This window comes from Roseomonas sp. GC11 (assembly GCF_024437745.1).
Taxonomy (GTDB): Bacteria; Pseudomonadota; Alphaproteobacteria; order Acetobacterales; family Acetobacteraceae; genus Pseudoroseomonas.
On record NZ_JANFNY010000015.1, the window covers coordinates 15,790 to 28,201 of the forward strand.

General features: G+C 67.5%; 10 protein-coding genes and 2 tRNA genes. All 12 read left to right on the forward strand.

Annotated elements, in window-relative coordinates:
- Positions 1–57 precede the first annotated feature (57 nt).
- Positions 58–1,485, forward strand: coding sequence for a 3-isopropylmalate dehydratase large subunit (gene leuC / locus NON00_RS06615; protein ID WP_256018784.1), 1,428 nt, complete (start codon positions 58–60; stop codon positions 1,483–1,485).
- Between the two features lie 13 nt (positions 1,486–1,498).
- Entirely contained in the window at positions 1,499–2,110 is a 612-nt protein-coding gene (gene leuD / locus NON00_RS06620; RefSeq protein ID WP_256018785.1) for a 3-isopropylmalate dehydratase small subunit, read from the forward strand.
- Between the two features lie 30 nt (positions 2,111–2,140).
- Positions 2,141–3,253, forward strand: a complete 1,113-nt coding sequence (leuB, locus tag NON00_RS06625) for a 3-isopropylmalate dehydrogenase (RefSeq protein WP_256018787.1) — start codon at positions 2,141–2,143, stop codon at positions 3,251–3,253.
- Between the two features lie 60 nt (positions 3,254–3,313).
- Positions 3,314–3,390, forward strand: a tRNA-Arg gene (locus NON00_RS06630).
- A 244-nt stretch (positions 3,391–3,634) separates the two neighbouring features.
- Positions 3,635–3,711, forward strand: a tRNA-Arg gene (locus NON00_RS06635).
- A gap of 354 nt (positions 3,712–4,065) precedes the next feature.
- On the forward strand, positions 4,066–5,964 hold the full coding sequence (locus NON00_RS06640) for a ribonucleoside-diphosphate reductase subunit alpha (protein ID WP_370688683.1): 1,899 nt from the start codon (positions 4,066–4,068) through the stop codon (positions 5,962–5,964).
- Between the two features lie 230 nt (positions 5,965–6,194).
- Entirely contained in the window at positions 6,195–7,235 is a 1,041-nt protein-coding gene (locus NON00_RS06645; protein WP_256018792.1) for a ribonucleotide-diphosphate reductase subunit beta, read from the forward strand.
- 57 nt (positions 7,236–7,292) lie between these two features.
- Positions 7,293–7,973: an SCO family protein gene (locus NON00_RS06650; RefSeq protein ID WP_256018795.1), complete on the forward strand. Its 681-nt coding sequence runs from the start codon at positions 7,293–7,295 to the stop codon at positions 7,971–7,973.
- A 148-nt stretch (positions 7,974–8,121) separates the two neighbouring features.
- Entirely contained in the window at positions 8,122–8,406 is a 285-nt protein-coding gene (locus tag NON00_RS06655; RefSeq protein ID WP_256018797.1) for a hypothetical protein, read from the forward strand.
- Positions 8,407–8,601: 195 nt separating this feature from the next.
- The gene (locus NON00_RS06660) at positions 8,602–9,237 is read left to right on the forward strand and encodes a peroxiredoxin (protein ID WP_256018798.1); all 636 of its coding nucleotides are present in this window, start codon (positions 8,602–8,604) and stop codon (positions 9,235–9,237) included.
- A complete protein-coding gene (locus tag NON00_RS06665; RefSeq protein WP_256018800.1) occupies positions 9,237–10,247 on the forward strand; it encodes a cysteine synthase A in 1,011 nt (336 codons plus the stop codon). The genes NON00_RS06660 and NON00_RS06665 overlap by 1 nt, the downstream gene beginning before the upstream one ends.
- A 170-nt stretch (positions 10,248–10,417) precedes the next feature.
- On the forward strand, positions 10,418–11,959 hold the full coding sequence (locus NON00_RS06670; RefSeq protein ID WP_256018803.1) for an acetolactate synthase large subunit: 1,542 nt from the start codon (positions 10,418–10,420) through the stop codon (positions 11,957–11,959).
- Positions 11,960–12,412: the final 453 nt, after the last annotated feature.

The following is a 12,412-nucleotide window of genomic DNA, read 5'->3' on the forward strand; positions in this document are numbered from 1 at the left end:
GCCCCCTCCTGCCCCAGCGCCACACGGGTGAAGTTCCATCTGCCACGAGGAATGCCCATGTCGGCCCCGAACCCGGTCACGAAGCCGCGCACGCTCTACGACAAGATCTTCGACGCCCATCTGGTCGAGACGCTTCCGGACGGCACCGCGCTTCTCTACATCGACCGGCACCTCGTGCATGAAGTGACCAGCCCGCAGGCCTTCGAGGGGCTGCGCCTGGCGAAGCGCCCGGTGCGCCGGCTGGACGGCACCATGGCCGTGGTCGACCACAACATCGCCACCGACGCCTCCCGCTACACCGGCATCGCCGACCCCGAGAGCCGCACCCAGGTCGAGACGCTGGAGAAGAACGTCGCCGAATTCGGCGTGCCCTATATCCCGCTGACCGATGCGCGCCAGGGCATCGTCCATGTCGTCGGGCCGGAGCAGGGCCTCTCCCTGCCGGGCATGACCATCGTCTGCGGCGACAGCCACACCTCCACCCATGGCGCCCTCGGCGCGCTGGCCTTCGGCATCGGCACCTCCGAGGTCGAGCACGTGCTGGCGACGCAGACCCTGCTGCAGAAGCGGGCGAAGAACATGCGCGTCACCGTGGAAGGCCCGCTGCCCGCCGGCTGCACGGCGAAGGACATCGTGCTCGCCATCATCGGCAAGATCGGCACGGCCGGCGGCAATGGCCATGTCATCGAATTCGCGGGCAGCACCATCCGCGCGCTCGACATGGCCGGGCGCTTCTCCATCTGCAACATGTCGATCGAGGCCGGCGCGCGGGCCGGCATGATCGCGCCGGACGAGACGACCTTCGCCTATGTGAAGGGCCGCCCCTTCGCGCCCCAGGGCGAGGCCTTCGACCGCGCGGTGGCATGGTGGCAGAGCCTGCCCACCGATGAAGGCGCGGTCTTCGACCGGGACGTCTTCCTCGACGCCGCCGAGATCGTGCCGATGGTCTCCTGGGGCACCAGCCCCGAGGATGTGCTGCCCATCACCGGCACCGTGCCCGACCCCGAGGCCGCCACGGACGAGGCGCGCCGCGCCCAGCTCCGCCGCATGGTCGAGTATATGGGCCTGACGCCGGGGCAGAAGCTGACCGAGCTGCCGGTGGATGTCGTCTTCATCGGCTCCTGCACCAACAGCCGCATCGAGGATATCCGCGCCGCCGCCGCCATCGCCCGCGGCCGCAGGGTGGCGCCGGGCGTGCGCGCCATGGTGGTGCCGGGCTCGGGCCTCGTGAAGCAGCAGGCCGAGCGCGAGGGGCTGGACGCCGTTCTGAAGGAAGCGGGCTTCGAATGGCGTGAGGCGGGGTGCTCCATGTGCCTCGGCATGAACCCGGACAAGCTGACGCCGGGCCAGCGCTGCGCCTCCACCAGCAACCGCAATTTCGAGGGCCGCCAGGGCCCGGGCGGGCGGACGCATCTCTGCTCCCCCGCCATGGCCGCCGCCGCCGCCATCACCGGCCGGCTGACCGACGTGCGCGAGATCGCCTGAGGGAGACGCGACCATGGACGCCTTCACCACGCTCACCGGCATCGCCGCCCCGCTGCCCATGGCGAATGTCGATACCGACAAGATCATCCCCGCGCGCTTCCTCAAGACCATCGCGCGCACGGGGCTTGGCAAGTCGCTCTTCGCCAACCTCCGCTACAACGAGGATGGCACGGAGAACCCGGATTTCGTGCTGAACCAGGAGCCTTACCGCCGGGCGGAAGTCCTGATCGCGCACGAGAATTTCGGCTGCGGCTCGTCGCGCGAGCACGCGCCCTGGGCGCTGCTGGATTTCGGCATCCGCTGCGTCATCGCGCCGGACTTCGCCGACATCTTCCACAACAACAGCTTCAAGAACGGCATCCTGCCCGTGCGCCTGCCGCGCGAGGTCTGCGACCAGCTGATGGAGGATGCGCGGCTCGGCGAGAATGCCCGCATCACCATCGACCTGGAGCGCCAGGTGGTGATCCGCCCGAATGGCGAGGAAATCGCCTTCGAGATCGACCCGCTGCGCCGCCACCTGCTGCTGAACGGCCTGGACGATATCGGCCAGACCATGCAGCGTGCGCCCGCCATTGATGGATTTGAGGCGCGGCAGCGCGCCGCGCAGCCCTGGCTCTACCGCTAAGCCAGGGCCGAGAGGGGAAAGACGAGAGACATGACGGCGAATAAGAGACTGCTGGTTCTGCCCGGCGATGGCATCGGGCCCGAGGTGATGCGCGAGGTGCGCCGCGTCATCGACTGGATGGACCGGCGCCGCCATGTTTCCTTCACGCTGGAGGAGGGGCTCGTCGGCGGCGCCGCCCTCGATGCCGAGGGCTCGCCCTGCCCGGATGCCACGGTCGAGCGCGCCCTCGCCGCCGATGCCGTTCTCTTCGGCTCCGTCGGCGGGCCGAAATGGGATTCGCTGCCCTTCGACCGCCGGCCGGAGCTCGGCATCCTGCGCCTGCGCAAGGAGCTTGGCCTCTTCGCCAATCTCCGCCCCGCCCTGGTGCTGGAGCCGCTGGTCGATGCCTCCAGCCTGAAGCCCGATGTGGTGCGCGGCCTCGACCTGATGATCGTCCGCGAATCCACGGGCGGCATCTATTTCGGTGAGCCGCGCGGGGTCGAGACCCTGCCCGGCGGCAAGCGCCGCGGCGTCGATACCGAGGTCTATACCGAGGACGAGATCGCCCGCGTCGCCCGCGTGGCCTTCGACCTCGCGCGCAAGCGCAGCGGCAAGATGACCAGCGTGGACAAGGCCAATGTCATGCAGTCCGGCCGCCTCTGGCGCGCCGTGGTCAGCGAGATCGGCAAGGCCGAGTTCCCGGATGTGCAGCTCTCGCACATGTACGCCGACAACTGCGCCATGCAGCTCTGCGCCCGGCCGAAGCAGTTCGACGTGATCCTGGCCAGCAACATCTTCGGCGACCTGCTCTCCGATCTCGCGGCGGCGGCCACCGGCTCGCTCGGCATGCTGCCCTCCGCCACGCTGGGCGCGCAGGACGCCTCCGGCCGCCGCCATGCCCTCTATGAGCCGATCCACGGCTCGGCGCCGGACATCGCCGGCAAGGGCATCGCCAACCCCTGCGCCCAGCTCCTCTCCTTCGCCATGCTGCTGCGCTGGTCCTTCGGCATGGAGGAGGATGCGAAGCTGGTGGAGACGGCGGTGGAGAAGGTGCTGGCCGGTGGCCTGCGCACCGCCGACATCATGGGCCCCGGCACCGCCCGCGTCGGCACCAGCGTGATGGGCGATGCCATCCTGCGCGAGCTGGACAAGCTGGCCGCGTAACGAGCCCGCCCGCCTCTTGCGGCCGGCGGGGGAGGGAAGTATCTCCCCCGCCGCTGGCCGGCGCCCGTAGCTCAACTGGACAGAGCACCAGACTACGGATCTGGGGGTTGGGAGTTCGAATCTTCCCGGGCGCGCCAGCGGATACTTTTTTCAGTGACCTTCTTCGAACGAAGCCCGGCCCCGTGCCGGGCTTTGTCGTTTCCGGCCCCCGCCGCGCCCTCTCGCCATTCCCTGGGCCGGCCTGTGCCGCTTCCCGGCATCCGGTGCGCTTCCGCGCGGTATCCTGCTGCTTTCCTGTGGAAAAGAGCAGGTTTTGCAGAAAAATGTCGCTCCCCCTGTTGCGTCCCCCGCCGCCGGCGGTTATGACCCCGCCACTGGCAAGCGCCCGTAGCTCAGCTGGATAGAGCACCAGACTACGAATCTGGGGGTCAGAGGTTCGAATCCTTTCGGGCGCGCCAGTTACCTTCTTCGAAGAGGAGCCAGGGTCTTCCCGAGGCTCCTTTTTTATTGGCCGCACCCCGCCAGCAGGGCAGGGGGCGCCACCGCCGCCCGGCATCCCGGGCAGAGGGCGGAACCCGGGCGGGGCAAAAAGTGATCGCCCTTCCGCCGGCCCGGGCCGGCCGTGGATAACCTCCGCTTCGCCAGCTTTTTCCATGAGTCGCGCCGCGTTCCGCCTGTGAACGAAACGCCTGTAAAGCAAATTCTGGGGGGTTGGGCCGCGCCTGACCCACCAGATATGGGTTGAAGCCTTTGCCGGGCCGGTGCAAATGTGCCCCCCGCTGCCCCCCCACCGACATCAGGGATTCCTCGCCGTGCTCGATGCCGTTCACCTTGCCGATGATGTTCAGCTTGCAGGGCATGGCCAGGTGCGCGTGGATCGCAGCCGCGATGCGCTGCTGACGGATTTCGGCAAGGCCACGCTGGATGACCGCTACCTGCTGCCGGGCGAGTCCTACCAGGACCTCTTTGCCCGCGTCGCCAGCGCCTTCTCCGACGACCGCGCCCATGCCCAGCGGATCTATGACTATATCAGCCGCCTGTGGTTCATGCCGGCCACCCCGGTGCTCTCCAATGGCGGCACCACCCGCGGCCTGCCCATCTCCTGCTTCCTCAACGAGGCCAATGACAGCCTGAACGGCATCGTCGACCTCTGGAACGAGAATGTCTGGCTGGCCTCCAAGGGCGGCGGCATCGGCTCCTACTGGGGCAATCTGCGCTCCATCGGCGAGAAGGTGGGGCAGAACGGCAAGACCTCCGGCATCATCCCCTTCATCCGGGTGATGGACAGCCTGACGCTGGCCATCTCCCAGGGCTCGCTGCGCCGGGGCTCGGCCGCCGTCTACCTGCCCGTCTCCCACCCGGAGATCGAGGAATTCATCGACCTGCGCCGCCCCACCGGCGGCGACCCCAACCGCAAGGCGCTGAACCTGCACCACGGCATCCTGGTGCCGGATGCCTTCATGCGCGCGGTCGAGGCCGATGAGGAATGGGCGCTGACCTCGCCCAAGGATGGCGCCGTCATCCGCAAGATCTCCGCCCGCTCGCTCTGGATCCGCATCCTGATGGCGCGCATCGAGCAGGGCGAGCCGTACATCATCTATTCCGACCACGTGAACCGCGCGCAGCCGGAGCACCACAAGCTGGCGGGCCTGGAGGTCAAGACCTCCAACCTATGCTCCGAGATCACCCTGCCCACCGGCCGCGACCACCACGGCAAGGAGCGCACGGCGGTCTGCTGCCTCTCCTCCCTCAACCTCGAGACCTGGTTCGAGTGGAAGGACGAGCCGCGCTTCATCCCCGACGTGATGCGCTTCCTCGACAACGTGCTCCAGGGCTTCATCGACAGCGCCCCGGACTCGATGGCGCGCGCCCGCTACAGCGCGATGCGCGAGCGCTCCGTGGGCCTCGGCGTGATGGGGTTCCATTCCTTCCTGCAGGCGCAGAACGTGCCCTTCGAGAGCGTCATCGCGAAGGTGTGGAACAAGCGGATGTTCAAGCACATCCGCGAGCAGGCCGATGTCGCCTCCCGCCAGCTGGCGGAGGAGCGCGGCCCCTGCCCGGATGCCGCGGAATACGGCTTCATGGAGCGCTTCTCGAACAAGATGGCGATCGCGCCCACGGCCTCGATCTCCATCATCTGCGGCGGCGCCTCGCCGGGCATCGAGCCGATCGCGGCCAATGTCTACAACCACAAGACGCTCTCGGGCAGCTTCATCGTCCGCAACCCGTACCTGAAGAAGGTGCTGGCCAAGTATGGCCGCGACGATGAGGAGACCTGGACGACCATCACGGTCAACAAGGGCTCCGTCAGCCACCTCGACTTCCTGGAGGAGCAGGAGAAGGCCGTCTTCAAGACCGCCTTCGAGCTGGACCAGCGCTGGGTGGTGGAGCACGCCGCCGACCGCACGCCCTATATCTGCCAGAGCCAGTCGGTGAACCTCTTCCTGCCGGCCGATGTGCACAAGCGCGACCTGCACCAGATCCACATGCAGGCGTGGAAGAAGGGGGTGAAGTCGCTCTACTACTGCCGCTCCCTCTCCATCCAGCGCGCCGACGCCATCAGCGAGAAGGTGGAGGTGCAGCCCGCCCTGGGCTTCGCCGCCGCCACCAGCGTCGATGCCGTCCTCCCCGTGCCGCCCGCCCCGCGCAGCCGCGCCGGCGCCGCCACGGCCAATGGCACGGATTATGAGGAATGCCTCGCCTGCCAGTGAGCGGAAGAGGTTCCTGAAGAAAGAGATCTTCTTTTTCTGAAGAAAAAGAAGCAAAAAGACTTTCTTTCAGTTGGCGCCCCGCCTCAGGCCTGAAGCGGGACGCCAACGGAGAAAAGTTTTTTGGTTCTTTTTTTCAAAAAAGAACATCTCTCCTGATTTTTCCGCCGCATCCGCGCCCGCCGCGCTTCCCGGCCTGTGGCGCTGTGGCTTTTTCCCGCCGGAGACACGCCATGTCCGCCTCTTCCGAGACCGCCGCGCCCGAGAAGATGGACCTTCTCACCGCCAACCCGGTCTACAAGCCCTTCCGCTACCCCTGGGCCTATGACGCCTGGATGACGCAGCAGCGCGTCCACTGGCTGCCGGAAGAGGTGCCGATGGCGGATGACGTCAAGGACTGGCAGAAGAACCTCACCGAGGGCGAGCGCAACCTGCTCACCCAGATCTTCCGCTTCTTCACCCAGGCGGATGTCGAGGTGAACAACTGCTACATGAAGCATTACAGCCAGGTCTTTAAGCCGACCGAAGTGCTGATGATGCTCTCGGCCTTCTCGAATATCGAGACGATCCACATCGCGGCCTATTCCCATCTCCTCGACACCATCGGGATGCCTGAGATCGAGTATCAGGCCTTCCTGAAGTACAAGGAGATGAAGGACAAGTACGACTACATGCAGACCTTCTCGGTCGAGAACAAGACCGAGATCGCCAAGACGCTGGCCGCCTTCGGGGCCTTCACCGAGGGGCTTCAGCTTTTCGCCTCCTTCGCCATCCTGATGAATTTCCCCCGGTTTAATAAGATGAAGGGGATGGGGCAGATCGTCTCCTGGTCGGTGCGCGACGAGACGCTGCACTGCCTCTCGGTCATCCGCCTGTTCCGCACCTTCATCCAGGAAAACCCGGAGATCTGGACGGAGCAGCTGCGCCAGGATCTGGTCGATATCTGCACCACCATCGTCGAGCACGAGGATGCCTTCATCGACCTCGCCTTCGAGCTGGGCGGGGTGCAGGGCATGGAGCCGGCGGATGTGAAGCAGTATATCCGCTTCATCGCCGACCGCCGCCTGCAGCAGCTCGGGCTGGAGCCGCATTACGGCATCGAGAAGAACCCGCTGCCCTGGCTGGACGAGATCCTGAACGCCGTCGAGCACATGAACTTCTTCGAGGGCCGCGCCACGGAATATTCCAAGGCCAGCACCGCCGGCACCTGGGAAGAAGCCTTCGCCGATGGCGTCTTCTCCGACAAGCAGCCCGAGGGGCAGATCTTCAACTGAACGGGTGGGGGGCCTGCCCCCCTTCCTTCGGGGCGTGGATGGTCTAAACCGGGCGTCATGCAACGCCTGATCCGCGCCCTCGTCCTGCTCCTGATTCTCGGCCTCGGCGCCCTCTGGGGGTTAGCCTGGTTCGGCCGGCAACCGGGGGAGGAACTGGGCGATGCCTTCCTCCGCCAGATCGCGGCGCTGACCGGGCAGGAAGCGCCGGTTCCCGTCTCCGCCGGCGGGGTGCAGCTGCCGCAGGGCGTCACCCTGGGCGGGCCCTTCACCCTGGTGGACCAGGATGGCAAGCCCTTCACCCAGGCCGGCTTCGGCGGGCAGCTGGCGGTCGCCTATTTCGGCTACAGCTTCTGCCCCGATGTCTGCCCGACGGAACTCGGCAACATCGCCGCGGCCATGGAACTGCTCTCGCCCCAGGAGGCCGGGCGCGTCACCCCCGCCTTCTTCACCATCGACCCGGAGCGCGACACGCCCGAACAGATGAAACTCTACGTCTCCAATTTCCATCCCCGGATGGTGGGGCTGACCGGCACACCCGAGCAGGTTGCGGAGGTGGCACGGCTTTTCCGCGTTTATTATAAAAAAGTGAACCGCCCGGAGATGTCGGAGTATTTGATGGATCACTCCTCCTACATTTATCTGATCGGGCGGGAGGGGCGTGTACGCCTGCTGTTGCGGCCCAATTCCGCGCCGGAGGCGATCGCTGCCGCGGTGCGGGGACAACTGGCGGCGCGTTAGATCCGTATGCGTTATTAAGCTTTTGTCTTTAAAGTAAGAACGCTTTCACGTATCTGTGCAGCGTGGTGGCCTTTCGTTAGGCTGGTCGTGGTGCCGCAAAGGGCCTGGCGGCCGCCTTCCGGGCACCGGTTGAAGGAGTGGAATGAGCATGGCGGATGATTGGTCCGAGGCCGGCCCGGCCCGTGAGGAGGCGCGGCCCAGCCAGCCAGCCCCTCGCCATACCCGCCGGCTGTCCGACAAGATCCTGATCGCCTTCCATCAGGCCTGCGACCAGGGCGATTACGAGATCGCCGAGGAGTTGCTGCGCATCCTGGAGAAGATGGTGACGCGCCGGCAGTCCGTGCCGGACAACAACCGCCGCAAGAACATGGAGACGCTGGTGGCGGCCCATGAGCGGCTGTGGCTGCTGCGCCACCCCCAGGCTGGCAATTGAGGCCAGGGAATTGATGTCAGCCCGGGGAAACCCCGGGCGGCGTCAAAAATACGAAATTTTCTCGCGAAATTTTCCGTGTAGCGGGTGGGAATTCTGCCCAGCTTTCCCGGAAAACTGTGCCATCCTGCCCGGCCTCGCCATTGACACACGAAGAATGGGCGTGATTTCCTGCCGGCACAGGCAGGAGGATAACCCATGGCCATCCAGCTCGGGCAGATCGCCCCGGATTTCACGGCGGACACCACGGCCGGCAGCATCGGCTTCCACGAATGGGCTGGTGATTCCTGGGTGGTGTTCTTCAGCCACCCCAAGGACTTCACCCCCGTCTGCACCACGGAGCTGGGCGAGGCCGCGCGGCTGAAGCCGGAATTCGACAAGCGCAACACCAAGGTCATCGGCCTTTCGGTCGATGCGCTGGACCGCCATGCCGGCTGGGAGGCGGACATCGCCGAGACCCAGGGTTCCGCGGTGAATTTCCCGATGATCGCCGACCCGGAGCGCAAGGTCTCCACCCTCTACGGCATGATCCACCCGGAGGCCGACCCCTCGGTGACGGTGCGCACCGTCTTCGTCATCGACCCGGCGAAGAAGGTGCGCCTCTCGCTGACCTATCCGCCCTCGACCGGGCGCAATTTCCACGAGGTGCTGCGGGTGCTGGACAGCCTCCAGCTGACCGACCGGCACAAGGTGGCCACGCCGGTGAACTGGCAGCCCGGCCAGCGCGCCATCATCGTGCCCTCCGTCTCGGATGAGCAGGCCAAGGAGCGCTTCCCGCAGGGCTGGGAAGCCCAGAAGCCTTACCTGCGCTGGGTTGAGCTGAAGGACGCGTGATGCTGGCCCCCGTGCCGCGCATCGCCGAGGGTTTTTGGGGGGCGGTGGGCAACACCCCCCTCATCCGCCTGAAGCGCGCCTCCGAGGAAACCGGCTGCGAGATTCTCGGCAAGGCGGAGTTCATGAATCCGGGCGGCTCGGTCAAGGACCGTGCCGCCCTGGGCATTCTACAGGATGCGGTGGAGCGCGGCCTGCTCACCCCCGGCCAGCCCGGCACGGTGGTGGAGGGCACGGCGGGCAATACCGGCATCGGGCTGGCGCTGGCCGCCAATGCGCGCGGCTGGAAGAGCGTCATCGTCGTGCCGGAGACGCAGAGCCGGGAGAAGCTCGACTTCCTGCGCATGATCGGCGCCGATCTGCGCCTCGTCCCGGCGCGGCCCTTCAGTGACCCGGGCAATTACGTCCATGTCTCCCGCCGGCTGGCGGAGGAGATGGGCGCCGTCTGGGCCAACCAGTTCGACAACCTCGCCAACCGCCGCGCCCATGAGGCGACGACCGGCCCCGAGATCTGGGAGCAGACGGGCGGCAGGCTGGATGCCTTCACCTGTTCCTGCGGCACGGGCGGCACGCTGGCCGGGGTGGCGCAGGCGCTGAAGGCGCGCAATGGTCAGGTGCGCATCGTGCTGGCCGACCCCGAGGGCAGCGCCCTGGCCCCCTGGATCTCGCGCGGCGAGGTGAAGGCCACCCCCGGCACCTCGATCACCGAGGGCATTGGCCAGGCCGCCCGCGTCCCCGGCAATCTGGACGGCGCCCCGATCGACGCCGCCGAGACCATCCCGGATGCCGAGGCGCTGCGCTGGGTTTTTTCTCTGTTGATCGAGGAGGGGCTGTCGATCGGTGGCAGCGCTGGCCTGAACGTGGCCGCCGCCGTGCGCGTGGCCAAGGCGCTGGGCCCTGGCCACACCGTGGTGACGATCCTCTGCGATGGCGGCGCGCGCTACCAGTCGAAGCTGTTCAACCCCGCCTTCCTGCGGGAGAGGGGCCTGCCTGTGCCGCCCTGGCTGACCTGACACGGGCATAAGAAGACGGGCAGAAAAAAGATGGGGGTCCGGGGGAATTCCTTCCCCCGGCCTTTTTTCATTCTTTTTATTCGGCCCCCATCGCCCTGCGATACCCCTGGCCTTGGCCCTCCACCGCTTTGGCGCCACCCTCCCGGCAGCAAATTTCGGGAGAAACGCCGGTGAACGGAGCCGAGAGCCTTGTCCACAGCCTGCTGAAGAGCGGGGTGGACACCTGTTTCGCCAATCCTGGCACCAGCGAGATGCATTTCGTGGCGGCGCTGGACCGTATTCCGGGCATGCGCTGCGTCCTGGGCCTGCAGGAGAACATCGTCACCGGCATGGCCGATGGCTATTGGCGGATCGCGGGCAAGCCGGCGGCGACGCTGCTGCATTGCGGCCCCGGCCTGGCGAATGGCCTGGCCAATCTGCACAACGCCCGGCGGGCGCGCAGCGGCATCGTCAATGTGGTGGGCGACCAGGCGACCTATCACCGCCCCTATGACGCGCAGCTGACGGCCGATACCGAGGGCTGGGCGCGCCCTGTCTCCGGCTGGGTGCGGACGGCGACGGACGCGGCGCGCGTCGGCACCGATGCGGCCGTGGCGGTGCAGGCGGCGCGCACGGCGCCGGGGCAGATCGCCACGCTGATCCTGCCGGCGGACACCGCCTGGAACGAGGGCGGCGTCCCCGCCGAGGCGCTGCCGGTGCCGGCCACTCCGGCGCCGGACCCGCATGCCGTGCGCGGCGCGGCGCGGCTGCTGCGCGAGAAGAAGAACGTCCTGATCCTGCTCGGCGGCGTGGCGCTGCGGGGCGAGGCGCAGGCGCTGGCGTGGCGCGCCGCGCAGGCCACCGGCCAGCGCGTGCTGGCCGAGATGTCCAATGCCCGCGTCGAGCGCGGCCGCGGCCGGCTGGCGCTGGAGCGCGTGCCCTATCCCGTGGACATGGCGCTGGAGGCGCTGAAATCGGTCGAGCACCTGATCCTGGTGAATGCCAAGGCGCCGGTCGGCTTCTTCGCCTATCCCGGCAAGCCCAGCATCCATTACCCCGAGACGGCGACGGTGCATGTGCTCTCCCGCTACGAGGAGGATGGCATCGCCGCGCTGCGGGCGCTGGTGGAGGAGCTGGGCGCGCCGGAGCTGGCGCTGCCCGACCCTGGCCCGCGCCCCGAGGCCGCGCGCGGCGCCCCGACGCCGGAGGGGCTGGCCCGCACCCTGGCCGCGCTGATGCCGGAGCATTCCATCATCGCCGATGAAAGCGTCTCCTTCGGCCGGGGCTTCTTCAAGGAAACCCATGCCGCCCCGCCGCATGACTGGCTGCAGATCACGGGGGGCGCCATTGGCTGCGGCATGCCGCTGGCCACGGGCGCCGCGATCGGCGCCGGCGGGCAGCGCCGCGTCATCAACCTCCAGGCCGATGGCTCGGGCATGTACACGCTCCAGGCGCTGTGGACCCAGGCACGGGAGCGCCTGCCGGTGACCACCATCGTGCTGGCCAACCGGAAATATCAGATCCTGCTCGGCGAATATCGCGGCGTGGGTGCGAATCCGGGGCCGACCGCCATGAGCATGCTGGACCTCGGCAACCCGGAGCTGAACTGGTGCCAGCTCGCCGCCGGCATGGGCGTGGAAGCCGCCCGCGCCACCACCCTGGAGCAGTGCGGCGACCTCCTGGCCCAATCCTGCGCCCACCAATCCCCCTTCCTCATCGAACTCATGCTCTAGCTGCCGGTCATGGCTCGGACGACGGGCGCTGCACTGGGCCGGGGGTGCTCCGGCCCAGGGGTGCGGCCCGCTGCTCCGGGGGATGGCGGCAGCCTGACAGAAAAGGGCCGGGGATGCTCCGGCCCAGGGGGGTGGCCCGCTGCTCCGGGAGACGGCGGCAGCCTGACAGAAAAGGGCCGGGGGTGCTCCGGCCCAGGGGTGCGGCCCGCTTCTCCGGGAGACGGCGGCAGCCTGAAAAAAGGAGTTGACGGCGGGGGAGGGAGGGGCTTAATTGCGAATAACTCGCAGTTGCAGCGAGGGCTGGCGGAAGGCGGTAACTACCGTCCCACCGCAATCCGGATCCCGCATTCTCCCCGGGCTTCCGCCAGTCCCTCGACAGCAGCGGGAACCGGTCCTGGCCTGCAGGGGAGGCCATGACCGGGAGCGGGCCGGGGGATCGGGTGATTGCGAACC

Coding starts and splice junctions, on each gene's coding strand:
- leuD (WP_256018785.1), top strand. CDS start 1,499: ATGGACGCCTTCACCACGCTCACCGGCATCGCCGCCCCGCTGCCCATG.
- NON00_RS06650 (WP_256018795.1), top strand. CDS start 7,293: ATGCAACGCCTGATCCGCGCCCTCGTCCTGCTCCTGATTCTCGGCCTC.
- NON00_RS06645 (WP_256018792.1), top strand. CDS start 6,195: ATGTCCGCCTCTTCCGAGACCGCCGCGCCCGAGAAGATGGACCTTCTC.
- NON00_RS06660 (WP_256018798.1), top strand. CDS start 8,602: ATGGCCATCCAGCTCGGGCAGATCGCCCCGGATTTCACGGCGGACACC.
- NON00_RS06655 (WP_256018797.1), top strand. CDS start 8,122: ATGGCGGATGATTGGTCCGAGGCCGGCCCGGCCCGTGAGGAGGCGCGG.
- NON00_RS06665 (WP_256018800.1), top strand. CDS start 9,237: ATGCTGGCCCCCGTGCCGCGCATCGCCGAGGGTTTTTGGGGGGCGGTG.
- leuB (WP_256018787.1), top strand. CDS start 2,141: ATGACGGCGAATAAGAGACTGCTGGTTCTGCCCGGCGATGGCATCGGG.
- leuC (WP_256018784.1), top strand. CDS start 58: ATGTCGGCCCCGAACCCGGTCACGAAGCCGCGCACGCTCTACGACAAG.